We start from the raw sequence: 24,358 nt of genomic DNA, 5'->3' as shown, positions 1-24,358 counted from the left end.
TGACCTGTAAGGAGTTCGCATGAGAATCGTAGGGGCGTCGGCAAGAAGGGCGGTCGTAGTTGTTTTCGCGGATGGTTGCGGTAATCGGTGAGGAGATCGAGATGAGGAACGGTAAATTCACTATCAAGGAGCAAGCGTATCTATCCAGCTTGTCTGCTGTGAAGAACGTCAGTGCCACACGCATCAAATACGAGGATTGGTTCCGTGCCGAATGCATGTGCCGGTACGAAGCTGGAGAATCGCCCGTTGCCATTTTCCGTGAGGCAGGGCTTGACCCCGAACTCATTGGGTACAAGCGCATCGAACGTTGCATCGCGCGGTGGAAGCAGCGTTGGCATGGCATCGAGCACATGACCGGTGCCCAGTTGTCCGAATCTGATAACGCCCTGTTGATGTCGTTGCAGGAGAACTCGTCCGCGTCGGGCGGGAACGATACGGCGGGCAAGCCGGAGCCGCAAGGTGCGAAGGCCGGATTGGCCGAAGCGGCGAACACACAGCTCGCGATTAGCGAGCGTGACCTGCTGATCGCACGCCAGGCGTTGCGTATCAGGGAACTTGAGCGTCTGGTCGGAAAATTCGTGAAGCAATGAGCGCACAGGATATCGTACCGTCATGCGAAACGGCAGCCGATATCTCCTCTGTAATACGTGCCCGTCAGGCGGCGAAGCGACAGCAGATCATGCTGCGGCGCGTCGCGGGCGCTGATCGTGGCCGCAATCAGCGTCCGCGGGTTCCCGGTGTTCATGCGATATCGTTCCTTGCGGGAATTGGCTGCGGCGGCGGAACGCGCGTCACGCCGCGTGCATGACTGGCCGGAACCGTTGGCCGACAATGCATTCGACGCCGCACTGCAAAACGTCAGTTCTTCGGTAGCCGGTAATCGCGCGGCAGGTCGTGCACTGACTTCGGGTCGAGACCGAGCTCCTCCAAACGGCGATCGAGCTCGTGCCGGGCCTTACGCGCCAAAGCGAATCGTTCCGCCGCATCCCCCGAACCATCCGAAGCCGCGTTCTTGGCTTTCTCGGCCAGCTCATCGATCAGGCTCCGATGACGCAGCAGTTCATGGATCTCGGCATGATCATGCATGATGTGCTGCCAGTCGGAAGGTGTGCGCAGAATCTCCTGCACGGCGGTCACCGGGTGCACGTCCGCGACCTGATAGGTGAGCGAACCGAGCAGTGGCATAAGGAACACGGTAATCGCGCCGGCCGCGACCAAAGTGGACGCGGTAGCCTGCTGCATGGTGCCGGCCTTGACGGCCAGCGAGGTCACAGCCACGATGATCGGCAGTGCGGTTGTGCAATACAAGGCCACGGTCACACGATGATGCGACGATATCGGCGTGGACCGCTTATCGAGCGACATGGCGACGAACACCGGCACCGCGCGGATCAGCATGAGCATCACGATGAAGGTGACCAGCAGCCCCGGTTCGCCCGCCACGGCACGCACATCGATGGCAGCGCCCGAAACCACGAAGAACACGGGAATCAGAAAACCATACCCCACGCCGTTCAGCTTCGTCTCCAATGATTCCATGCCGTCCGGGATGATATAGCGCAGAATGAAGCCCGCCGCGAACGCACCCAACACCACGTCAAGTTTGAATAGCGCCGACACCGTCACCAGGAACACCAGCAGGAATACGGTCATGCGCATCATCGTCTGCGATGAGGTGTTCGCATTCTCCGTCAGGAACCGATACGCGCGATGACCGGCCTTACGAGCTTTCGCTGGAATCCGGGCACAGACCACGCAGATCGCGCCGAACACGCCCAACACCAGCAGCGTCTGCCAGCCGGTCCTGGTTGACAGCAGTGCGGCCATGGCGAGAATAGGCCCCAATTCGCCCCACGTACCGTAGGAGATAATCGCGTCGCCGACCGGCGTGCCATCAAGATGGCGCTCCTTAAGAATCGGCATCAGCGTACCGAGCGCAGTGGTGGTCAATGCGATGATGACGGCAATGCTGTTCAGATCGCGCGACGAAAAGAACGGGATAAGCGTGATGGCCAGCCATGCGATTCCCAAACTCACCGCCCACGTGGCCAAACCAACCTTGCCCTGATGCCCCGAAAGCCGTTTCGGATCGATCTCATACCCAGCCAGCAGAAACAGGAACGCCAAGCCAAGCTCGCTGAGCAATTCCACGGCATCGGTGGTCCGGATCACATTGCACCCATACGGGCCGAGCGCCGCACCCGCAGCCAACAACAGCACGGTTTGCGGAATGAATCTGCCCGGAATCAGCTGTGCGACAATCGGGCAAATCACCGCCACCGCCATGATGACGGTCAACGAGACAAGATCATGAGTCATGCCCCCAGCCTAGTCAGCCATGCGAATCGGAGCGCCGGCAAGGGCGGAAAACCCGGCGCAAGCTCAGCATGTGAGACGACACGCCCGGAGGGATGGAAAAATAAGTGGCGAAATTCCGCCGTTTTGCTGGTGTCTACAGCAAAACGTTCCAAAAATCAAGACTGTTGTTCCCAAAACTTCCGTTTTACATTGTCCTTCGGTGCGCGACATGCGTACGGCAATGCAGGCGCATCGAAAGCAAAGCCGAAAGAGAGGAACAGGTCTCATGCCATCTCGCGTCGTGAACGAGCGGCACGCCCAAGCCATGGATGCCGGCAATGCCACAGGTCGCATGATCGGCCGGATCGCCGCCATCATCATGGCGACGCTCGTCACGCTCGCCACCGTATTCGCATTCGGCTCCACCACCTCAGCCGCATTCGCTGCCAGCAGCAGTTATGCTGATTACGCTACCTGGAGCGCCGTTGCCGAAGACATCAACAAGCAGCTTGCCCAAGGCGAAAGCGACTACCGTTCCGGCAACACTTATCAGGCCGCCACCGACTTCCAGAACGCACGTTGGATGAACTACGACGCCTCCAACTTCTCCACAGTCGTCAACAACACTATCGGCGAAGACAAGCAGAAAGCCCTCCTCCAGGAATTCACCGACCTCGAAACCCTCGCCTACCAGCAGAACAACGCCGACACGATCGCCGGCAAAGTCGACGCGCTCTCCAACGACATCGCCGCCACCGCGCAAACCCTCGACGCGAACAGCAGCCTCGCCAACCCGCGCGACTACGCCAAACAGCGCGACGCGCAAACCACCAAAGAACGCCAACAGCTCGACGCCGTCAAAAAGAACTCCTCCAAAGGCAAAGGCGACCGCACCTGGAGCGATGTCGCCAAGGAAATGAACGTCATTCTCGACAAGGCATACAAGGCCGCCATCTCCGGCAAAGGCGACGAAGGCTCCAGCCTTGTCAACAACGCCTACTACCAGTACTACGAAAAACTCGGCTTCGAAAAGAACGTGATGAACGCCATCTCCGGCGATCGCGTCTCACAAGTCGAATACCAGTTCAAAATGACGCGCAAAACCATGCGCGACGGCGGCTCCCAGAAGGGAATCAAAACGCTCGTCGATGATCTCAAAAGCTGGCTTATCGAAGACGCCGCCACCCTCGACGGCGGTGCCGCCGACGGCGTGAACGGCTTCGCCAAGTTCATCACCAGCTCCATCGGCCAAGCGTTCCTCGTACTCATCCGAGAAGGCCTCGAAGCGCTGCTCGTCGTAGCCGCCGTCATCGCCTACCTTGTGAAATCTGGCAACAAGCGCTTCACCAAGTGGATCTATCTCGGCGTGCTCGTCGGTCTCGCCGGCTCCGGCCTGATCGCCGTGCTCTTCACCTTCCTTTTCGGTGGTTCCGGACCAATCCAGGAAATCTCCGAAGGCGTGTGTGCGCTCATCGCCATGCTTATGCTGCTATGGACCAGCAACTGGATGCTCAACAAGAGCTCCGTGGAAGCATGGAACCGTTACATCCGCGACAAAACCGAAACCGCGGTCGCCAACGCGGCCAACAGAGTCGACGCGGGCGAACGTGTCGGATTCGGCATGGTCGTCTCGCTCGCCATGCTCAGCTTCCTCGCCGTCTTCCGTGAAGGCGCCGAAACCGTGGTCTTCTACGAATCCATTTACTCGATGAGCCAGGACGCGCACGGCATGTGGATCGGCGGACTCGCCGCCGCAGCAGTGCTGATCGCCATCTTCCTCATCCTGCGCTTCACCTCCGTGAAGATCCCCATCGAACCGTTCTTCCTCATCACCTCCGTCCTGATGGCCGTACTGGTCGTCGTGTTCGCAGGCGGCGGCACCCATGCGCTCATCGAAGGCGACCTCATCGAAGGCCACTACCTGAGCACCGTGCCCACCAACGATTGGATCGGCCTGTACCCGTACGTCGAATGCCTCGCGGCACAAGCGATCGCCGCAATCGCGGTCATCGCGCTGTTCGCCATCGGCTTCGCCCGCAAGCGCCGCCTACGCAGCGCCGCCACTGCCGCCGACGCCAGCGGCACCGCCACCAGCACCACCAGTGTCCAGAACTGAACGCCGGCACCCCACACCAGATTTTCCTTTACTCAACAACAACCAACCAAGAAAGAGAACCAATGAAGAACAAGAAGATCGCCGCCCTACTCGGCATTCTGCTGGCCGGCTCCATGGCCATGTCCATGTCCGCCTGCGGCAGCTCCGACAACAAGACCGCATCCACCAAGAGCGACACGTCCTCCAAAACCACCGATGCCAAGAACGACTCCAAAGGCTTCGAAGAAATCCAGGTCGACGAAAAACACTCCGACCAGGAAGTCGGCCCGCTGACCGTCAACGCCGTATACTTCCAGCCCATCGACATGGAACCCTCCGGCATGGGCCTGAAAGCCGCCGACGCCAGCTTCCACCTTGAAGCCGACATCCACGCCAACCAGAAGGGCACCAAGCTTGGCTATGGTAAGGGCGACTTCGTGCCGGACCTCACCGTCAACTACGACATCATCGACAAGTCCACCAACGAGTCCGTCGGCTCCGGCACCTTCATGCAGATGAACGCCTCCGACGGCCCGCACTACGGTGCCAACGTCAAGCTCGACAAGGCCGGTGCCTACAAGCTTGTGCTCAAGATCGAATCCCCCGAAAAGAAGGGCTGGATGCTCCACGTTGATCCCGAAACCGGTGTGACCGGACGCTTCTGGACCGAGCCGCTGGAAGTCACCTTCCCGGATTGGAACTACACGCCACAGGAATGGTGAGTGAAGACGTATACCTGCCGCTCCTCTGATTAGAAGTTACCTCCCCCGCGGTTTCCGCATACGTTGCCCGACACACTCAAGGCCGTTCGGCCAAGCTTACGGTCGGGCAACGTATGCGGAAACCGCTTGCGGCGTTCTCTGGGGCGTTGGTATACAGGGGTCTTTGGAGCGCTGGCGAGACTAGGGAATCGTGCCTGTGGCCGACCGTAAAGACTTGGCCAGAGCGGCCCGGAGCGTGTCGGCCGCAGGTACGATTCCCGGCCATACCAGAGCGGACGGGTTGGCTGCTGGTTGATTGTTGTTCGGTAAGGAAAGGAAACGCGCGGAACGGCGCAATAGGAAAGGGCTGAAATGCTGCTGCAGTATGTGACGGTGCTCCAAGGGACATTGGCGCCGGCGTTGCTGATCATGGCGTTGAACGTGACGCTCACCGTGGGCGAAGGGCGAGACAAGCCGATAAGCCGATACTGGCGATTGATCGGCTTCATCGTAGGCTTCGCGGGAGCCGTCGTCTTCGCGTCCCTGCGTGCCACGGCCGTGATCAATCAACGCACGTTCATCAACTATCCGACATTATGGTGCTGCGTCATCCTCGACATCGCGGCGTTCATCATCATCCTGTGCGCACGTACGATCACCCGCAACCGGCATGAGCATCCACGCAGGCTTGACATCGCCAACCTCATCGCGGCGCTCGCCATCGCGGCCACCACGTTCCGCGCCCTGCCCGACGTGATTCTCAAACTCACAATCTTCGTGGAACCGGGCGATCCCGTCTTCACTTCCGACATGCTGCTACGCGCCCTCGGCTTCCTTCTGGGTGCGGCCACCGCCATCGTGACCGCCCTGATTTTCCGCACCATGCGATCCACCACGCCGCACTGGTCGTTCATTCTCGCCGCGCTCCTGCAGGTCGTGCTTCTGTTCGCCGTGCATTTCACCGATCTCGCTCAGATCCTGCAATCCAAGCGCATCGTCAGCTTCCCGAGCGACATGTTCCTCCTGCTCGTCTGGTGCATCAACCATCAGCGGGCCATGGCCATCGCCATGCCGATGGTTTTCCTCATCCCTGCCATCGCCTCCATCGTCAAAGGCTTCACCACCGCCACAACTGGTGATAACGAAGCCGTCGTGCGCGCGCATGTGGCGTTCGGTCGTCGTGCGAAAGCCGCCGGTGCATGGAGTCTCGTCGCCATCATCGGCGTGACCGTCGCCCTCACCTACGGTGTCGCGCAAACACAGAAAGTCGTCACGCTCTCGCCGCCCGAACAGTATGCGCTCAAGGACGGCGTGGCCACCATCACCTTCGACCAGGTGTCGGACGGCCATTTGCATCGCTTCCAGTACAAGGCCAAGGACGGTACCGTCATGCGCTTCATCATCATCAAGAAGAACGGCGGCGCGTACGGCATCGGTCTTGACGCCTGCGAGAACTGCGGCGACGCGGGTTATTACGAGAAGGATGGCAAGATCATCTGCAAGAAATGCGATGTCGCCATCAACCTCGCCACCATCGGCTTCAAAGGCGGCTGCAACCCCATCCCCTTCGACTACCAGGTCAAGCCCGGCAAAATCATCATCCAGACTTCCGTACTCGACGCCCTGTCGGCGCACTTCCAGTGAGTGAGGAGCCAGCATGTTCTTCATACGAATGATCGCGCGTTCGTTCAGCAGGCAGTTCAAACGCCGACTGCTGATCGCGGTCACCGTCTGCCTGTCCGCGGCGGTGAGCGTCGCCATGCTTGGCGTGGTGTTCGACGTGGGCGACAAGCTCAACGCCGAACTTTCCACCTACGGTTCGAACATCGTGGTGCAGCCCAAAGCCGACGCCGTGGTGAACGACCTGTACAACACCGGTGATTCCACACAATCCGACGCCACCGATCCGACCGCATTCCTCAAGGAATCGGATGCGCCCAAGATCAAGACGATCTTCTGGGCGTTCAACATTACGAATTTCGCCCCGGAACTCAACATCCATGCGGATGTCGGCTGCTCCGGCACGTCGGCTGGCAGTTGCAAGGCCGCGAACGTGCCGATTGTGGGCACATGGTTCGCCAAAACGCTGCATATGGATTCCGGAGAATCCACCGTGGCCGGCATGAACGGCATGCGCTCATGGTGGAAGCTCAACGGCTCCTGGCCCAAGGACGACACCGCGCAGGGGCTTGTCGGCACAACGCTCGCCTCCAAACTGGGCGTGAACGTCGGCGACACCGTCACGCTGGGCAAAACCACCGCGTCCGGACGCTCCCAGCAGAAGATCCGCATCACCGGCATTTACAAGTCCGGCGACTCCGACGACAACGCCATGTACATCCCCTCTTCCAAGGCGCAGAGCCTCGCCGGGCTGCCGGACGCCGTCGACAAGATCGAAGTCAAGGCGCTCACCACACCTGATAACGATCTCGCGCGCAAAGCTTCCAAGAATCCGGCCGCGTTGACCCAGGACGAATGGGAAACTTGGTATTGCACCGCGTACCCGAGCTCGATCGCGTACCAGATTGAAGAGGTGATTCCGGGGGGCGTTGCCAAGCAGGTGCGTCAGGTGGCCGCATTGCAGGGTGACGTGTTGCAGAAGACGCAGGCGGTGATGGTGCTGATGACAGCGTTGTCGCTGATTGCGGCCGCCATCGCCGTGGCGAACCTGATGGCCTCGGCCATCGGCGAGCGCGGCGCGGAACTTGCCCTGCTCAAGGCCATCGGCGCGACGGATGGCGCGGTGTCGCGGCTTATGTTGGCCGAAACCGCGGTGATTTCGCTGATCGGTGCCGTGGTCGGTGCGCTGCTCGGATCCGGTATGGCGCAGATTGTGGGGCATGTGGTGTTCGGTTCGGGCATTACGATGCGGCCGATGGTGTTCGTGCTGGTGTTCGTGCTGCTTGCGGTCACCGTTTTGCTGGCGTCCTTCTCGTCCATTCGTTCGATTCTGAATCTGAAGCCTGCGGAGGTGCTTCATGGCCGCTGATCGTACATCCCGTAATGATTCTGGTGCTGCCGGTACTGCCGGTATGGCCGGTGCTGGCAAATCCAGTAAGTTCGGCAAATCCAAGCCGATGACGAACCGGAGGATGTTCGCCACCATGCTGTGGGGCGCGGTGTTCCGCCGACGTTCCCGTGCGATCATGGCCGTGATCGCCGTGCTCGTCGGCGCCGCGACCCTGTTCTGTCTTGCCGCGGTGTGCATCGCGGTACCGCAGCAGATGAACGAGGAAATGCGCGCGTACGGCGCGAATCTCATCGTCACGCCCAGCGATTCCGGTGTCTCCGGTACGTCCGGTATGAAATCCGACGGTATCGACGACGCCACAGCCAAGAACATCGACGCGTTGGTGGGTGGCGAACACAGCGCGAAATCCGCCGCATACCGCTATGAGAGCGTGCGTATCAACTCCGCGCCTTACACGCTGGCCGGCATCAACACCGCCGATGTGAAGGCGCTGAACCGCCATTGGAGCGTGACCGGCAACTGGCCATGCAAGGGCAATGTGATGCTGGGGCGTGACGTGGCCGACGCGCTCGGCGTGAAGATCGGCTCGCGCATCACCATCGGCTACCGAGTCTCCGACAACGGTGGTTCCGCAAGTTCCGCAGGCGCGTTCGGCCAGAATGAAAGCGACGCTACGCACGATGGCCGTGTGTCCTCCGACATCATGGAAACCAGCGGCACTGAATTCCGTGTGGCCGGCATCGTCGACACCGGCGGCAACGAGGACGAGATCGTGTACGCGATCAACGGCGACGTCGCCCGCCTCGCCGGTTCCACGCGCGGCGCGGATGTCATCGAATATTCGGTCAACGCGGTCGGTTCCGACCTCGACGCCATCGTGAAATCCTTGAACGCCAATCCGAATACCGACGTGAAAGCGCAGACCGTCACCAAGATCACCTCATCCGATACGCGCATCATCACCATGCTGCAAACCCTGTTCTGGATCGTGTCGCTGGTGGTGCTGGTACTGACCTTGGTCGGCGTGGGCACCACAATCAGCTCGATCGTTTCGCAGCGACGCAACGAGATCGGTTTGCGCAAGGCGCTCGGCGCGTCCGCACGGGCCATCGGCACCGAGTTCTACGTGGAATCCGCGATCTACGGCCTGGTCGGTGGCCTGCTCGGCACGGCGCTCGGCTACCTATTGGCGCGTGTGCTGTGCCAGACGGTGTTCGACCGTGCTATCGGCTTCAACTGGCTGCTCGGCGTGGCGTCGCTCATGCTCAGCGTGCTGATCGCCGTCCTCGCCTCCGTCTCGCCGGTCCGCCGCGCCACGCGCATCGACCCGGCCGTCGTGCTGCGCGAGGAGTGAACGACCGCAGCGCGGAATCCTTGACATCCGATTTCGATCCCCATCCCTGAAACCCGTTTTGACATCCGAATACGAACCAGCAAGTGGAAAGGAATGCCCATGCTGCTCGAACTTGACCACATCTGCAAGATCTACGGCGAACTGCACGCCGTGGACGACCTCAACCTCACCGTGCCGCAAGGCCAGTGGCTCGCCATCGTCGGCTCCTCCGGCTCCGGCAAAACCACGCTGATGAACATGATCGGCTGTATGGACACCCCTTCCAAGGGTTCCGTGAAGCTTGAGGGGCGCAAACTGGAGGACCTCAACGCCAAGCAGCTGGCCGACGTGCGCAAGAACATGATCGGCCTGGTGTTCCAGAAGTTCTACCTGGTGCCGCATCTGACCGCCGTGGAGAACGTTATGGTGGCACAGTACTACCATTCCGTGGTCGACGAGAAGCAGGCGCTGGAAGCGTTGGAACGCGTGGGATTGAAGGATCGCGCACACCACCTGCCGAGCCAGCTGTCCGGCGGCGAGCAGCAGCGCGTGTGCATCGCCCGCGCCCTGATCAACTGCCCGAAGATCATCCTCGCCGACGAACCTACCGGCAACCTGGATGAGAAGAACGAGAAGATCGTGCTCGACCTGTTCCGCCAGCTGCACGAGCAGGGTACGACGATCATCGTGGTCACGCATGACGCACTGGTCGCCAGTTGCGCACAGCGTGAGATCATGCTCAACCATGGTGTGTTGGTGGGGGAGAAGTGGAATGATGAGGTGGCGCTCAAGGCCTATGAGGCCGCGGGTGGCAAGCCGGCCTTCACCGGGTCAACCGCCGAGGGTGCGCAGCGCGGCGACACCGCCATCGACTTCGTCGATCCGACCAAATCCGCCAAAACCGGCGGTTCCGAGGACTGACTGGCGGTTGCCGGGCCGGTTGGGTGTGGAAAACGATATACGGAAAACGATATGAGCAGACGATATGAGCAGACAGGATGAAAGGAAGAACATGCCCAGCAAACAGGATGCGGTGAAAGTCGTTGCGTTGACCGCGGCGGGCTTGGCGCTGCTGTCCGCGTGCGGCGAGCCCAAGGCCACGCCCATGAACGACGAATACGCCGGCAACTCCGGTGAAAGCGAACAATCGCAGGAACAGCAGTCGCAGAAGTCGCAGCAGGGGAGCAGCGGTTCCGATTCGTCCGACGGCACCGTCAAGAACCATGCCGACGATTCGGATTCCACGACTTCCGAGAAGAAGGACACTGGCAACTACGCCGATGGCACGTACAAGATCAACGGCCAGTACGGTCCGATCGGCGAAGACACCATCGACGTGAAACTCACCGTGAAACAGGGGAGCGTCGAGAAGGTGGACATCGTGGGCCACCCCTTCACGTCGATCTCCAAGAAGCATCAGACCGAATTCGCCAACGCGATCAACGGCGTGGTGGACGGCAAACCGCTCAAGGGGCTGAAGGTCGACAAGGTCGCTGGGGCCAGCTGGACCAGCGAGGCCTTCAACAAGGCCCTCGAAGTGGCGCGGCAGGAGGCGTCCATCCAGTAGGGGCGGGCGCCGGTCGCACGGGATGTGCGAATCGGGCGGATTATGCGGGGTATGCGGGTCGGTTCGCGCGGGTGCCGTTGGGAGATTCGGTGCACATCGGTTTTAGACATTTGTGCCCGTGTTGTGCATTTCTACACTGGGAATCGTGGTTGAACGCAATGCGACACAGGTAATGGAATCATCGACCGGTTTGAAGGTCGAACGGACAGGCGAACCGGTAATTGAACCGGTAAGCGAACCGGCCGATACGCGGACGGCCACCCGGTCAACCTCCGCCCCCGGCATCACCGCGCATCACTCTGCGCACTTCCCTACGCACTTCCCTACGCACCTCCCTACGCACCCGATTCCTGCCATACCTGCTCATCATCCTGGCCTGCTGGTCGGTATGGCTCACGCTCACCTGGCCCGGAGCATTGCGCGACGACACCCTCGCCCAGTACCTGCAATCCTCCGGACTGCACGGCTATTACACGCAGCACCCGCTCTTCGACACCCTGATCTTCGGCGCGTTCTGGTATCTGGGCGAACTGTTCGGCTCCCCGCTCATCGGGCAAGGCATCTACACCCTGATCCAAGCCGTACTGCTCGCCGCCGGCTGCTCGCTCATACTGTGCTATACGCGCAAACTCGGCGTTCCGCGATGGCTGACCCTGATCGGGCTCATCTACTGCTCCACAAGTTATGTGATGTTTGGCAGCGTCGCCACCATGGGTAAGGACTCGCTGCACACCATATTCCTCATGCCATTCGCCGTGATTTTCGTCGAAGCGTGCCTGACCCGCGGGCGCGTGCTCGCCCGCACGCCGGTCGCCGTATGCTTCGTGCTGCTCGGATTCGCGGTGATCGCATCGAAGCGCGCCGCTCTGGTCGTAGTGGTCTGCGCGGGGCTTCTGCTGGTGGCGGTGTGCGCCAAAGGCTTGCGCGGGCGTGCGACAACCTGCTTGGTGGCCGCGATCGTCATCGCGGAATGCGCGTTCGCGCCGATTGCCGCAGCGGTGACGCATGCGAACCATTCCATCGCCCGCGAAGTCTGGGGATATGTCACGCAGCCGGTCGCACGTCTCGCGCACGACGAGCCACACGCGATTTCCCCCCGATCAGCGGCGGCGTCTCAACAAGATCATGGACCTGCAACGCGCGGCCCGCACCATCGTCGACTATCGCACCGATGAAACATTCCACACCCTGAAAACCGACCCGCAGCCCTCCCTGGGCGCCAAACTCAATGCGGTCGGCGCGTGGCTCGAACTTGGCCTGAGCCACCCCGGCACATATCTCAAAGCGTACGCCGGGCCGATCCGCCACTGGTGGGACATCACCGCGAACTTCGCCTATCCCATCGATTCCGACTACATTTTCACACCCGGATACATGCGGCAATGGTCCACGTTCCTCACCGGCCCGGAATATGCGGGCGATGCCGAGAGTGTGGCGGCGCGGCGCTTGGCGGATATCACGCGTGAGCTGCAGCCGTTGACGGGCACGTCGCGCAAACCGCAGTGGAAAGCCGATGCGCTGGCCGGAGTGCACCGATGGGCGCGGCATGGGAATCCGCTGACCTCGATGGCGTTGTACGTGACATGGATACCGCTGTTGATCGCGCTCGCGCTGATAGGGCAGGCGGTGTTCCGGAAGATGCGTGCGAGGAAACATCTCGGCATATGCCGGGGCGCGGCACCGGTCGAGGCCGCGGAGGGCACGAAACGTACTGGTGGTGCGAAACGCGCTGGAGCCATCGGAACCACGGAAGCCGCCCAAGGTGGTGAAGCCACCGAGAGTGCCGGAACGGTGGAAGTCAAGGGAGCCCCGGAAGCCGCGGAAGCCGCGGGGTCGGCCCGGCTTTGGCGGCGTTCGGGCTGCTGTTCTTCAACAATCTGTCGCTGTACGCCGCGCCCTCGGCGCTGTTCTGGTATGCGATCCCCGCGTTCTTCCTGCTCCCGTTGTTCACTGCCCTGCCCTTCCGGCCCGCGCCGCGCCGGAGCGTTTCGGCCGCTCCCGCGCCCGCCTGTTGGGCACACCTATTGAGTCTGCCTGTCGAGTCTGCCTATTGACCAGTAATGGTTTGACTGGACGCACGGTTCCCTGCACGCATGCTCCGTTGCATGTCTTGCTGTATGCCGTTGCATGTTCTGTTGTATGCCCCGTTGCGCACATGATCCCCCGGCCGTCCCGTCATTGCCGTCCAGAACTCTCGTTTCCCCGTGCGCGTTGATCATACCCGGCACACGGAGCAGGTGCTATCTCGCTTATATATGGCAGATTTCGGGGGTCGCAACGAACCAAGTGGCTTATATATGGCACCGATTCTCGGATATCGCGGGTATGCGCGTTGGAATTCCAACGCGCATACCCGCGATATCGCCGTTTACATGCCATATATAAGCCACTTAGCGGAATCACATGGTCCGAATCTGCCATATATAAGCCAAGTAGCGGTTTCGGATGTGGGAACAGACCCAAGTGGCCCCTGCATGCGGCTCCCACGAGCCCGGATATCCGGTCAGACCGCCCCGCGAACCCTATGCCGCGATCGCCGGCCACAATATGGCCGTCATCTGCTCCGCCCACTGCGCATCCTGCGCATGGCACAGCGCCTTATAAGCCAGCATGGAGCCCAACACCGTGCTGAACAGGAACCTCGCGTTGAGATCGCGGCGGAACGCTCCCGCATCCATACCGCGGCGGATGTAATCGCCGAAACGTTGTTCGGCCGGCGTGATCACCTGATTGGCCAGGCTTTTCACATAGTCGTTGTCCGAGCTCATCACCAGACCCACGGCCTTGAACCCGATCTCGTCGTTGAAGGCGGCCGCGATACGCTCCAGCAGACGGCACAAGTCGTCGCGCGTGGGGCCGAACTCATCCACTTCGAACGTGCCGCTCGCCTCGATCTGGACTTTGTGCAGCAGATCCTCAGTGTTACGGTAACGCCGGTAGATCGTGGTTTTCGCCACGCCGGAGCGGCGGGCCACCTCCTCGATGGTCACCGCGCCGATGCCGCGCGATGCGGCAATCTGCACCGTCGTCTGCGTGATCTTGCGATCCGTCGCCTCACGCATACGCGCCGCCCGCGATTTCACAGGAGACGGCAGTTTCGGCATTTTCGATGCGATGGCTGCGGCAGCGGTCTCGCATTTCTTCATGTCCCTCGTCATGATTCCTCTTCGTTCCCTCATCGCGGTGGCGCGTGCCACCGCGAACCGGTTGCGGCCGGCAACCGCCGACCACAACCGCCGACCGCCTAGGCGATCAGCTTGGTGCTCTCCACGTTCGCAACATACCACTGGTTGAACTTGATCAGCGGTTTTCTCAACACCAAACCGATGAGCAGCAGCGGCGGTATGAACAGTAGCAATGCGCCGATGGCCTTCCAATAGTCCATGTCGTAGATGCCCGCAATCGAGGCGCGCAGCGCGGTCACCGCATGCGTGGCCGGCAGGAACGGGCTGATCGCGCTGAGCCACGATGGCAGCATCTGCAACGGGTAGGCGGCATTCGAACCGGAGATCTGCATGATGAGCATGAGCACGCCGATGGCCTTGCCCACGTTGCCGAAGCTCACGACCATCGTGTAGGCGAAGAACGAGAACACCAGCGAGCTCACCCAGCCGGTGAGCATGAACAGCCATGGGTGCACCGCCTGCACGTGCATGGACAGCAGCGAACCGCCCGCCGAGAACGTGCTTTGCATCAGCGCGATCAGCGCGAACACGCCGTAATGGCCGAGGAACATCTGATGCGGCCGCGGATGCCGCAATTCCTTGCGAGTGCGGTGCGAAACCGTGGTTTTCAGCGTCACGGCCATAAGCAGTGCGCCCACCCACAGCGGGATGATCACGTACAGCGGCGCAAGCGACGAACCGAATTGGGCGACGGGGAACACCGCTTCGCGCTTGAGCTTCACCGGTGCGGCGATTGATGCGGCGAGTGTTTCCGAATCGGTGCCCAGCAGCTTCCTGATCTCATCCAGATCGGAGCTGTTCAATGCGGTTTCGAGCTTGGTGTTGAATTCGGCGAGATCCGTGCCGGTGGTCGATAGTTTCTTGGCCAGTTTGTCCAGCGACTGCTTCACCTCGTCAAGGCTGGTGGTCGCTTTCGTGCTGATATCGTCCACGTCGCCCACCGCGGTTTTCAGCGTGGCCACGCCGGTGTTCAGTTCGGCGGCCGCGTTGGCCACGGATGTGGAGATCTGGGAGAGCGTCGGTTTGATGTTCGTGGAGAAGTCGGTGGAAACGCCGTTGACGGCCTGCTTCGCTTCGGCGGCGAAGGCCTTGATCTGCTTGCTTTGCTCGTCGACGCTGCCCTTCTTCGAGGTCACGTCGGCGGCCGCGTTCTTCAGGGATGTCGCGAGATTGTCCTGCATGGTGATCGCCGTTTCCAGCTGCGACAGGATCGCGTCGAACTTGGGTTTGCTGCTGTCGGGAATCTGCGGTTCCAGTGCGGCGAGCGTATTGCGGATCGTCTGGTACTGTTCCGCCTGATCGCTCACATGCTTGGCTTCGGTGTTGAGCAGCTGCGCGGTGTCCGTCATCTGCGTGCCGGCGCTGGCGACGAGCGAATCGACCGAATCCGCGACCGCATCATAGCTGGAAGCGCTCTGCTTGAGCGCGGTGGCGAGCGCGTTGGTGCTCGTGTCGAGTGCACCGGTCAGATCGGTCGCGCCTTTCTTCGCGGATTTCAGCTGATCGCCGGCGCTGGCGCCGGTTGCGGAGATGTTCTTCAGCAGCGCGGAGGAGCTGTTGAGCAGCGTGGACGCGGAGGTGGTGAGCGCGCTGAAATCGCCGATGGTGTTGGAGGAATCCTGCATCGTGGTGGCGAGCGTGCCGATGTTCGTGGTGAAGTTGTTCAGTGCGGCGGTCGCCTTGGGCGACGACAGGTCGTCCGAAAGCTGCGAAGCGATTGACAGCGCGGTGCCCGTAAGGGTTTTGACGAACATCTGGTTGATCTGCGTGCTTACTTCGTTCGCGCCCTGATTGGTGAGGTTCGGGGTGAGCGCGTTCGTTTTCTCATTGGTGTAGTAGCGGATTCTGACGTTCTTCGCATTGGAGGAGAAGAACGTCATCATGCTTTTGCTGAAGCTTTTCGGAATCACGATCGCGGCATAGTATTTGCCGGATTTCGTGCCTTTGATCGCGTCCTGTTCGTCGGTGAACGTCCAGTCGAGTTCCGAATTCGCACGCAACGTGTTGAGGATCTGGTCGCCCATGGTGATTTTCATCGGGATGAGGTCGGAACGGTAGCCTTCATCGACGCTGGCGACGGCGAATTTCAGGTTCTTCATGTTGCTGAACGGATCCCAGCTTGCCGCGATGTTGAACCAGGTGAACAGGCCGGGAATCACCGTCAGGCCGATTACGATGATGATGGAGACGATGTTGCTGGTCAGGCGGCGCACGTCGCCTATGAACAGTTTGCCGATTGTTCTCATTTGGCGTGCTTCCTTTCGTGTCGTGCGAGTGCGATGCGGATCTCGTCATCATCCAGGTTGCCGAGCTCACGCTGCCTGCGCAGGTTGTCGCGGATGAATTCGATGGCCAGCAGGAAGCCGATGATGAGCAGGATCCAAATGATCCATGCGAGCAATGCTTCGAGCTTGGCGTTGGTCGTCAGCGAGAACGTGACGGCCAGAATGATCGGCACGGCCAGCCCGGCGATCAATGCACTGCGTTTGAGGCGCGGGTAGAGCGCTTCGAACTGCGCGGCGCGGCGTTCGATGGACATCTTGTATCTGCTATGGTTCGTCAGCGCCTGCAGGGCGTTGGAAATGCGGTATTCCGAGCCGGGCAGATGCACGTCCTCGCCGATGATCATGTCGCTTTCCTGGATCTGCCGCGCGAACATGCGGTTGGTGTTGGCCATGAGCGGGCGGATGATCAGGCCGATGGCGAAGCCGATGATGCTGAACAATAGCAGGTAGGCGATATTCTGCTCCCAATGCCCGTCGTAGAAGCCGCCGATGGTTTCGCGGAACGCTTTGATCGAATAGTTGAACGGGAAGAACGGGTAGAGCGTGCGGAAGAACTTCGGCATCATCTCGATGGGGTAGAGGCCTGAAGCGCCGGGGATCTGCAGCATGATGAGCGCGATGCACACGCCTTTGCCCACATGCAGGAACGCGGTGGACAGTGAGAAGATGATGGAGAGGTCCACCAGCGAGGTGAGCACGCCGGTGAGGATGAACGCGGCCGCGTTGACCGTCTGCACGCCGAGTATCAGATTGCCCACGGTGGTGGCGAGGCCTTGCAATGCCGCGAATACGGCGAGGAACAGGAATCGGCCCATGTAGCCTTGCGTGGAGGTCATGTTCGGGATACCTTCCTCATCGGCTTCCGTTTTGAAGATCACCACTAGGGCGAACGCGCCCACCCACAGCGCCATGTTGGTGAACAGCGGTGCCATGCCGGAACCGTAGGAGTCCACCGGGTACAACACTTTGGTGTCGAGCACGGTGGGGGAGAGCATGAATTCGGCGATACGTTCGGTGTCGAGCTCACCGTCCGTGCCGAACATGGAACCTAGCATGTTCGAGGTGTCCAATGCGCTGATATCGGTGATGACGGTGTCGAGTTTGTCGCTGAGTTTCGCCAACGCTTTGTCCATGGTGCGCAGCGCGGAGGCGGTGTCCGCACTGGCTTTGTCGAGCTGGTCGAGCACTGTGGCGGTTTGGCTGGCCAGTGCCGTCTGGTTGCTCAGACCGCCGCCGAGCGTGCCTGTCACGCCGGCCAACGAGCTCAGACCGGCGTTCAGCTGTGGCATGGCACCGGAGGTGATGGTCGATCGGGCCGTGTTGGTGGCGGTCAACGATTGTTGCGCGGCGTTGTTGACGTTTGCGGTCAGCCCGGAGACGGTGGTGATGGTCGTGCCTGTGCTGGTGTTCAGCGCTTTGATGTCACGCAGCGTTTCGGCGGCGTTCGCGTTGCTTTTCTGCAGTTGCGCGATGGCGTCCTTCAGCTCGGGCAAGGCGCTCACAATCGGCAATTGGTTCAACGATTCCAGTACTTTGGCCGTGGAATCGTTGGCGTTCTGCAGGGTGGTGACCGCGTTGCCCGCCGTGGCGTTGACGTTGGTCAGACCGGTGGTGACGGTGTTGATGGTGGTGGTCGCCTGCTGCATGGTCTGGGTGATCGCCGTGGAACCCTTGTCGAGTCCGCTGGAGGTTTTGGCGGCGAAATCGTTCAGGCTGTTCTGCGTGCTGGAGATTAGGGTCGAGGTGCCGCTCAGGCTGTTGCCCGCGTCGACCGCAGCCTGTTGCAGGCTGGAGATGGATTGCCGCGCGGCTTGCGTCTTGGTGGGCGTGCCGTCCATGTCGGCGATGAGTGAGACGAGTTTGGTGCGCGTGGAGCTGATTGTGCCGCGCGCTTCGGTCAGCGAGCTGACGGCGCTGGTCTGCATGCTGCCGGCCTTGTCGGTGATTTCGCCGTCGAGGGTGTTCACCGCTTTGGAAAGCACTTCGCTCACGGTCGAGACGAAAGTGCTGTTGACTTGGTTGTCGACCGTGCTGGCGCCGGTGTCCGTGATCTTCGGGGCGATGGCGCTGGCTTTCTCATTGACGTAATACTTGAGTTCCGGCTGTTTGCCGCTGCCGGTGATGACGCCGAGCAGATCCTTGGAGAAGGTTTTGGGGATGACGATGGTGGCGTAGGATTCGCCGGAGAGGACGCGCTCCATGCCTTCCTGTTCGTCGGCGAAGTTCCAGCCGAGCTGGGTGTTGTCCTTCAGCCGGTTGACGATCTGGAGGCCCAGATTGGTTTTGCCGACGAGCGTGTTGGTGGTGCCTTCGTCGTTGTTCACCACCGTCACTTCGATGCCGCTGGTGTTCTTGTACGGGTTCCAGAATCCGCGGATGTTGAACCATGCGTACATCGGCGGAATCAGTACGAGGCCTATCGCCACCACCCACGCGGACGGTACTTTCAGCAATCGTTTGAAATCGCGCTTGAGAATCGCGAGTACGTTGCCCATCGGTCTCCTTATGAAGTCTTGCGAAGGCCTGTGAAGTCTTCTCAGTATATGCTACGCATTGCGTAGCGCTACGCAACAAGTAGCGTATCGTACCCTGTCCCCAATTCCGCTGCCAAGCGATTCCGTGCCGTGGCCGGTGGCGGCCCAGGTTTTGCCGGAAGCTGACCCCAAGGCCGAAGTATGCCCGCTTTGTTAGGTTGGAGCGTATTGGGTAGATAGGGAGAAAACATGGCGGATACCGCTCGTAACGATGCTCGCAATGCCGCTCATCGCGCCGCTCACAACGCTCACACCCGCGATCTGGAACGGAACATGCCGCTCATCGTCACCTTCTTCGGCGACTTGGTGCTATTCGACGGCATCGTGTCCTTTCCGCTCGTCATGCGAGAAATCATCCTGTCCATAAGCGCAGTGGCGCTCGGCTACCGGCACGTCAATCCGCTGAACCTCACCGTGATCATGTCCGTGATCGGTGCCGCGCTGTTCGCCGTGAACTCCGTGCTCATGATTATCTTCGGCGTGCTGCTGATCCTCCGTAAGAAGCGCCATCGCGCCGCGCCCTGGACATACGTGCTGATGCCGCTCACCTTCTTCGAGATCATGTTCGCCCTCTGCCTGCACGGTGTTGGGTGGAATCTGCTGGTGCAGGTGGTGCAATTCCTGCTGTTGGCGGCGCTGTCCGTCATGGTCGATCCGGGCCTGCGCGAAGAACGCCGGTTGCAGCGCACGCTGCGGCGCATGGACGAGCGCGACGCGTTCCTCGAAAGCGAACGCGACGGCATGCTTGGCCGCGACCGCACCGGCAAAGGCTACATGGAACTGAACTTCTTCAACATGTTCTGGCTGTTCGCCGTCGGTTGCGTGTTCGGATGCGCCGTCGAAACGGTGTACCACGCCGTCGTGTTCGGCGGGTATCAGAATCGCGCCAGCTTCCTGTATGGGCCGTTCTCCGCGATCTATGGTTTCGGCACGCTGCTCGTCTCCGTATGCCTGAACCGTCTGTACCGGTCGGGCATCCTGACGATCTTCATGTCGTCGGCGGTGCTGGGCGGTGCGTTCGAATGGCTCAGCAGCTGGTTCATGGAAGTGACCGTCGGCATGAAGGCGTGGGATTACACCGGCAAATGGTTGTCGATCGGCGGGCGCACCTGCGGCCAGTTCATGTTCTTCTGGGGCGTGCTGGGCGTGATATGGATGCGGCTGATTCTGCCCGCCCTGCTGAACTGCATCAACCGGATTCCGTGGAAGATCCGCTACTCGCTGACTTCCGTATGTTTCGTGCTGCTGCTGAGCGACGCGCTGTTCACGCTCATGGCCATCGACTGCTGGTACATGCGTCTGGCCGGCATCCACTCCGATTCGCCGGTCGTGCAATGGATCGACCTGCATTTCAACAATGAGGTGATGGAGCAGCGCCTGCCCACCATGCATATCGACCCGACGCTGGCCGGGCGTCCGTGATCGCTCTCACGCTGAGGGAATGGAAGTGAAAGCCCGGACACCTTGACCTCCGCAAAATCAGGCCCCTCCCCAAAATCAGACAAAATCAGCCCAACTCTGTCCGAAAACAGGGAAGCCCGCCGAAGCCCTCCGAAACCCGTCGAAACCCTCCGGCATCCCCTCCTCCCCGCAATCGGACAAAATTGAGGGGAATTTGTCTGAAAATGGGGAGAGAGATGGACTGACGGAGGCGACTGGTGGTGGCGGGGATGCGGCCAGGGGTTCCTCAGAATCAGACAGAATCAGCCCAATTCTGTACTGGCAGCCGTCACTTGCCGTACTGTTCGTGCACGAAACGCTCCAACGCGCCGATCGAACGCTTCACCTTCTCCGTATCGATGCAATACGCCATGCGGAAGTAGCCGGGTACGCCGAAGCTTTCCGACGGCACCAGGATCAGATCGTAATCCTTCGCCTTCATGCAGAACGCGGTCGCATCCTCCTCCAACGCCTTCGGGAAGATGTAGAACGTGCCGCCGGGGCGCACCACGTCGAAACCGAGCGAGGTGAGCGTGTCGTACAGCAGGTTCATGTTCGTCTCATAGACGCTCAGATCGCTGGTCTCGTCGATGACCTTTGCAACACCCAGCTGAATCGAGCTCGGCGGGCAGTTATGACCGGTGCCGCGGCTGATCTGGCCCATCATCGGCACCAGCAGATCGGCGTCGGTGGCCTTCGGGTTCACGGCCACGTAGCCAATGCGCTCGCCCGGCAGCGACAGCGACTTGGAGAAGGAGTAGCAGGTCAGCGTGTTGGCGTAGAAGCGGGCCGGGTACGGCTGGGTGTTGCCGTCGAATACGATCTCGCGGTACGGTTCATCGCTGATGAGGAAGATGTCATGGCCGTACTCCTGCTGCTTCGTTTCGAGGATCGCTGCCAGCTTGGTCAGCGTCTGCGTGGAATACACCGCGCCGGAAGGATTGTTCGGGGTGTTGATGAGGATGGCCTGCACGTTCGGGTTCAGCGCGGCTTCGAACGCTTCGAAGTTGATTTGGAAGCTGGCGGTGTCGGCGGGGATGACTGTCAGATGTGCGCCGGTGCCGTTCACATACGGCTGGTATTCGGGGAAGTAGGGGGCGAAGGTGATGATTTCGTCACCCGGCTTGGTCACGGCCCTCATGGCGTGGGAGAGTGCGCCCGCGGCACCCGTGGTGGGGAAGATGTGGCGGCCTTCGTAATCCATGCCGAAGCGGTGGTTCAAGGAGTCCGCGATGGTGGCGCATACGGAGGGGATGCCCAGCGAGGGGGAGTAACCGTGGATGGCGACGGGGTCGCCGTTCTCGTACAGGTCGACCATGGCGTCGGTGAAGTCGCGCGGCGCGGGGACGGAAGGATTACCCAGGGAGAAGTCGAAGACGTTTTCATACCCGATTTGCGCACCGCGCCTGGTGGCGTATTCGCTCAGCTCGCGGATGACGGACTTGCCGCCCAGCATCGCCTTGTATTGCTCGTTGATCATCGGCTTCCTCCCGTGCTTGTTCATTTTCGCCGTATTCGCGTCTCAGTATATCCCGGCATGTGTGGCGCCGTCGGCCCTATTCCGGGCTTTGCCATGTCTTCTCCTGATAAGCCCGTCCGTGTCATGTTTTCCCCCTGATGAGCCCTCCGGGGTTTGCTGGCGAAATCCTGCCTCCAGTCGCGTCCACCACCCTCCTCTCCCCATTTTCAGACATATTTCCCTCAATTTTGTCTGATTTTGAGGAGCGGGGTGTTGGTGGGTTTCGGTGGGCTTCCTCATTTTCGGACAAGTTCCTGATTCTGTCTGATTTTAGGAAGATCGAGGTGCAAGGTTTGTGCGCCATTCCTTCAGTGGGGGCGGCATAGTAGTACAAGCATAGGTATGAAAAATCCCTCGGAGCCAACGGCTCCGAGGGATTCGCGGTGCCCCCCGTGGGATTCGAACCCACAACCCACGACTTAAAAGGACGCTGCTCTAACCGTTGAGCTAGAGGGGCAACAGTCGGACATTATACAGCATCTTTCGAAGAAGCGCCACAAACAGGCATGTCAATCAAGTCTGTGCCCATTCTCGGCCCGTCCTGTGCCCATTCCGTGCAATCCGCCCATGCGCGATTCACCCGTGCGATTCACAGCCGCTGCCGCCTCGCAACTCCCCGACTGGCATCGCCGTCTTCCGCGCATCCTCCTACAGTAAGGCAGCATGTCATGCACAACCATTCTCGTAGGAAAGCAAGCCAGCTACGACGGCTCCACCATCATCGCCCGCGACGATGATTCAGGTTCGGGCCGTTACGATCCCAAGCGTTTCATCGTGGTCGCGCCGGAAGATCAGCCCCGCCACTACCGCAGCGTGCTGAGCCATGTCGACATCGACCTCCCCGACAACCCCTGCCGCTACAGCATCGTGCCGAATGTGCTGCCCAACCGCGGCGTGCTCGCCGAAGCGGGCGTCAACGAGCACAATGTGGCCATGAGCGCCACTGAAACCATCGCGGTCAACGAGCGTGTACTCGCCGCCGACCCCATGGTCAAGCTGGAGGAGGACGGTACGCCCGGCGGCATTGGCGAAGAGGACATCATCACCTTGGTGCTGCCATACATCACCACCGCCCGCGAAGGTGTCAAGCGTTTCGGCGGACTACTGGAACAGTACGGCACCTATGAGGCGAACGGCGTCATCATCTCCGACATGGACGAGATCTGGTACGTCGAAACCATCGGCGGGCACCACTGGATCGCACGCCGCGTGCCGGATGATTGCTATGCGACCATCCCCAACCAGCTCGGCATCGACGATTTCGACTGCAACGACGCCTTCGGCGATCAGCGCGAACACCTGTGCTCCGGCGATTTGCGCGAATTCATAGCCGAACATCATCTCAACCGCACGGTCAACCCCTCCGACACCGATCTCAACCGGTTCAACCCGCGCACCGTGTTCGGCACCGCCACCACCAAGGATCACATCTACAACACGCCTCGCGCCTGGTACATGCAGCGCCACCTCAACCCGAGCGAGGACTGGGATTCGTCCGCCGCCCGCTACACGCCGTCCAGCGACGACATCCCGTGGTGCCGTGTGCCGGAAAACACCGTCACCATCGAAGACGTCGACTTCCTCATGAGCGCCCATTTCGAAGGCACGCCCTACGACCCGTATGGCACGCTCGGCACTCCGGAAAGCCGCCACCGCTACCGCCCGATCGGCATCAACCGCACCGGCCACATGGTCGCCATGCAGATCCGCCCGTATGCGCCGGCCGAAAGCCGTTCCATCATGTGGATTTCCTACGGTTCCGGCCCGTTCACCGCAGCCACCCCGTTCTACGCGAACGTGGACGATACCCCGGCCTACCTGCGCGACACCACGCCCGAGGTCTCCACCGGCAACCTGTATTGGACGAACCGTCTGATCGCGGCGCTCGCCGATGCGCACTGGTATGAGACCAACAATGCGGTTGAGGGGTTTGCGGAGAATGCGCGCGTGTTCGGGCATCGTCTGGTGGAACGCACGGATGCGGCGCTCGCCGGGGAAGCGCCGAGCGATGCCGCGACGATGCGTCGTCGTCTTGAAGCCGCCAACACCGAAATGGCGGAATATCTGCGCAAGCACGCCACCACGCTGCTCAACGATGTGCTGTACACATCCAGCAACCTGATGCATAACAGTTTCGCCATGTCCGACCGCTGGAATTGAGCCGGGACTGAGCCGGGACTGAGCTGGAATTGAGCCGGTAGGCGTTGAGAAGGGTGTGCGGGGCCGTATTCGCGGTTCCACACACCCCGACTGCACGGTTCCATGCATGGATTTGCCGCTACTTCGCTTATGTGTGGCGGATTCGGCCCCTCCGGAATGACCAAGTGGCTTATATATGGCACCGAAAGCCCGAAACCCCGAGTACAAGCGCTGGAATTCCAGCGCTTGTACTCGGGGTTTTGCGATTTGCGTGCCATATATAAGCCACCT

The 24,358-nt window shown here is 60.7% G+C and carries 18 protein-coding genes and 1 tRNA gene; 12 read left to right on the top strand and 7 right to left on the bottom strand.

Going from position 1 to position 24,358, the window contains the following annotated elements:
• The first annotated feature begins 101 nt into the window (after positions 1-101).
• The gene (locus BUB29_RS06470; RefSeq protein WP_033522788.1) at positions 102-590 is read left to right on the top strand and encodes a hypothetical protein; all 489 of its coding nucleotides are present in this window, start codon (positions 102-104) and stop codon (positions 588-590) included.
• A 20-nt stretch (positions 591-610) separates the two neighbouring features.
• Here the strand turns inward: BUB29_RS06470 and BUB29_RS10230 are convergent, their stop codons facing one another.
• A complete protein-coding gene (locus BUB29_RS10230) occupies positions 611-745 on the bottom strand; it encodes a hypothetical protein (RefSeq protein WP_267895165.1) in 135 nt (44 codons plus the stop codon).
• A gap of 113 nt (positions 746-858) precedes the next feature.
• Entirely contained in the window at positions 859-2,319 is a 1,461-nt protein-coding gene (locus BUB29_RS06460; protein WP_033522589.1) for a cation:proton antiporter, read from the bottom strand.
• Positions 2,320-2,623: 304 nt separating this feature from the next.
• On the opposite strand from BUB29_RS06460, the gene BUB29_RS06455 reads away from it, so the two are divergent.
• The 9 genes from BUB29_RS06455 (at position 2,624) to BUB29_RS06415 (ending at position 12,993) form a co-directional block, all read left to right on the top strand.
• Entirely contained in the window at positions 2,624-4,414 is a 1,791-nt protein-coding gene (locus tag BUB29_RS06455; protein WP_051915265.1) for an FTR1 family iron permease, read from the top strand.
• Between the two features lie 62 nt (positions 4,415-4,476).
• Positions 4,477-5,115, top strand: coding sequence for an iron transporter (locus tag BUB29_RS06450; RefSeq protein ID WP_033522591.1), 639 nt, complete (start codon positions 4,477-4,479; stop codon positions 5,113-5,115).
• Between the two features lie 351 nt (positions 5,116-5,466).
• A complete protein-coding gene (locus BUB29_RS06445; protein ID WP_033522595.1) occupies positions 5,467-6,738 on the top strand; it encodes a DUF2318 domain-containing protein in 1,272 nt (423 codons plus the stop codon).
• Between the two features lie 13 nt (positions 6,739-6,751).
• On the top strand, positions 6,752-8,083 hold the full coding sequence (locus tag BUB29_RS06440) for an ABC transporter permease (protein WP_033522597.1): 1,332 nt from the start codon (positions 6,752-6,754) through the stop codon (positions 8,081-8,083).
• 88 nt (positions 8,084-8,171) lie between these two features.
• Positions 8,172-9,419: an ABC transporter permease gene (locus tag BUB29_RS06435; RefSeq protein ID WP_033522790.1), complete on the top strand. Its 1,248-nt coding sequence runs from the start codon at positions 8,172-8,174 to the stop codon at positions 9,417-9,419.
• A gap of 99 nt (positions 9,420-9,518) precedes the next feature.
• A complete protein-coding gene (locus tag BUB29_RS06430; RefSeq protein WP_033522598.1) occupies positions 9,519-10,319 on the top strand; it encodes an ABC transporter ATP-binding protein in 801 nt (266 codons plus the stop codon).
• Between the two features lie 91 nt (positions 10,320-10,410).
• A complete protein-coding gene (locus tag BUB29_RS06425) occupies positions 10,411-10,965 on the top strand; it encodes an FMN-binding protein (protein ID WP_033522599.1) in 555 nt (184 codons plus the stop codon).
• 416 nt (positions 10,966-11,381) lie between these two features.
• On the top strand, positions 11,382-12,140 hold the full coding sequence (locus tag BUB29_RS06420; protein WP_051915267.1) for a DUF6020 family protein: 759 nt from the start codon (positions 11,382-11,384) through the stop codon (positions 12,138-12,140).
• Positions 12,091-12,993 (top strand): hypothetical protein, encoded by a 903-nt coding sequence (locus tag BUB29_RS06415; protein ID WP_051915269.1) that lies wholly within the window; start codon positions 12,091-12,093, stop codon positions 12,991-12,993. The genes BUB29_RS06420 and BUB29_RS06415 overlap by 50 nt, the downstream gene beginning before the upstream one ends.
• A 494-nt stretch (positions 12,994-13,487) precedes the next feature.
• Here BUB29_RS06415 and BUB29_RS06410 read toward each other — a convergent pair whose 3' ends face one another.
• The 3 genes from BUB29_RS06410 to BUB29_RS06400 all read right to left on the bottom strand — a co-directional run bounded on the left by BUB29_RS06410 (position 13,488) and on the right by BUB29_RS06400 (position 18,930).
• The gene (locus BUB29_RS06410) at positions 13,488-14,123 is read right to left on the bottom strand and encodes a TetR/AcrR family transcriptional regulator (RefSeq protein WP_234356062.1); all 636 of its coding nucleotides are present in this window, start codon (positions 14,121-14,123) and stop codon (positions 13,488-13,490) included.
• A gap of 86 nt (positions 14,124-14,209) precedes the next feature.
• Complete coding sequence (locus BUB29_RS06405; protein ID WP_033522600.1) at positions 14,210-16,396, bottom strand: YhgE/Pip domain-containing protein; 2,187 nt, start codon at positions 16,394-16,396, stop codon at positions 14,210-14,212.
• Positions 16,393-18,930: a YhgE/Pip domain-containing protein gene (locus BUB29_RS06400; protein WP_033522603.1), complete on the bottom strand. Its 2,538-nt coding sequence runs from the start codon at positions 18,928-18,930 to the stop codon at positions 16,393-16,395. Before BUB29_RS06400 ends, BUB29_RS06405 begins: the two co-directional genes overlap by 4 nt.
• A 228-nt stretch (positions 18,931-19,158) precedes the next feature.
• Between BUB29_RS06400 and BUB29_RS06395 the strand changes: the two genes are divergently transcribed.
• The gene (locus BUB29_RS06395) at positions 19,159-20,391 is read left to right on the top strand and encodes a putative ABC transporter permease (protein ID WP_073117604.1); all 1,233 of its coding nucleotides are present in this window, start codon (positions 19,159-19,161) and stop codon (positions 20,389-20,391) included.
• A 307-nt stretch (positions 20,392-20,698) separates the two neighbouring features.
• Here BUB29_RS06395 and BUB29_RS06390 read toward each other — a convergent pair whose 3' ends face one another.
• A complete protein-coding gene (locus BUB29_RS06390; RefSeq protein WP_033522605.1) occupies positions 20,699-21,889 on the bottom strand; it encodes a pyridoxal phosphate-dependent aminotransferase in 1,191 nt (396 codons plus the stop codon).
• Positions 21,890-22,312: 423 nt separating this feature from the next.
• Positions 22,313-22,385, bottom strand: a tRNA-Lys gene (locus tag BUB29_RS06385).
• A gap of 206 nt (positions 22,386-22,591) precedes the next feature.
• Here BUB29_RS06385 and BUB29_RS06380 point away from each other — a divergent pair.
• The gene (locus BUB29_RS06380; protein ID WP_033522607.1) at positions 22,592-24,088 is read left to right on the top strand and encodes a C69 family dipeptidase; all 1,497 of its coding nucleotides are present in this window, start codon (positions 22,592-22,594) and stop codon (positions 24,086-24,088) included.
• Positions 24,089-24,358 lie beyond the last annotated feature (270 nt).

Origin of the sequence: Bifidobacterium merycicum DSM 6492, assembly GCF_900129045.1 — a bacterium.
GTDB classification, from domain to species: domain Bacteria; phylum Actinomycetota; class Actinomycetes; order Actinomycetales; family Bifidobacteriaceae; genus Bifidobacterium; species Bifidobacterium merycicum.
This window is presented reverse-complemented; position numbering and strand designations above follow the sequence as displayed.

Bases quoted from the DNA above. Each gene is read 5' to 3' on its own strand.
- BUB29_RS06450 (WP_033522591.1), top strand. From the start codon at position 4,477: ATGAAGAACAAGAAGATCGCCGCCCTACTCGGCATTCTGCTGGCCGGC.
- BUB29_RS06380 (WP_033522607.1), top strand. From the start codon at position 22,592: ATGTCATGCACAACCATTCTCGTAGGAAAGCAAGCCAGCTACGACGGC.
- BUB29_RS06400 (WP_033522603.1), bottom strand. From the start codon at position 18,930: ATGGGCAACGTACTCGCGATTCTCAAGCGCGATTTCAAACGATTGCTG.
- BUB29_RS06405 (WP_033522600.1), bottom strand. From the start codon at position 16,396: ATGAGAACAATCGGCAAACTGTTCATAGGCGACGTGCGCCGCCTGACC.
- BUB29_RS06435 (WP_033522790.1), top strand. From the start codon at position 8,172: ATGACGAACCGGAGGATGTTCGCCACCATGCTGTGGGGCGCGGTGTTC.
- BUB29_RS10230 (WP_267895165.1), bottom strand. From the start codon at position 745: ATGAACACCGGGAACCCGCGGACGCTGATTGCGGCCACGATCAGCGCC.
- BUB29_RS06430 (WP_033522598.1), top strand. From the start codon at position 9,519: ATGCTGCTCGAACTTGACCACATCTGCAAGATCTACGGCGAACTGCAC.
- BUB29_RS06410 (WP_234356062.1), bottom strand. From the start codon at position 14,123: ATGACGAGGGACATGAAGAAATGCGAGACCGCTGCCGCAGCCATCGCA.
- BUB29_RS06425 (WP_033522599.1), top strand. From the start codon at position 10,411: ATGCCCAGCAAACAGGATGCGGTGAAAGTCGTTGCGTTGACCGCGGCG.
- BUB29_RS06415 (WP_051915269.1), top strand. From the start codon at position 12,091: ATGGACCTGCAACGCGCGGCCCGCACCATCGTCGACTATCGCACCGAT.
- BUB29_RS06455 (WP_051915265.1), top strand. From the start codon at position 2,624: ATGGATGCCGGCAATGCCACAGGTCGCATGATCGGCCGGATCGCCGCC.
- BUB29_RS06445 (WP_033522595.1), top strand. From the start codon at position 5,467: ATGCTGCTGCAGTATGTGACGGTGCTCCAAGGGACATTGGCGCCGGCG.
- BUB29_RS06460 (WP_033522589.1), bottom strand. From the start codon at position 2,319: ATGACTCATGATCTTGTCTCGTTGACCGTCATCATGGCGGTGGCGGTG.
- BUB29_RS06470 (WP_033522788.1), top strand. From the start codon at position 102: ATGAGGAACGGTAAATTCACTATCAAGGAGCAAGCGTATCTATCCAGC.
- BUB29_RS06395 (WP_073117604.1), top strand. From the start codon at position 19,159: ATGGCGGATACCGCTCGTAACGATGCTCGCAATGCCGCTCATCGCGCC.
- BUB29_RS06440 (WP_033522597.1), top strand. From the start codon at position 6,752: ATGTTCTTCATACGAATGATCGCGCGTTCGTTCAGCAGGCAGTTCAAA.
- BUB29_RS06390 (WP_033522605.1), bottom strand. From the start codon at position 21,889: ATGATCAACGAGCAATACAAGGCGATGCTGGGCGGCAAGTCCGTCATC.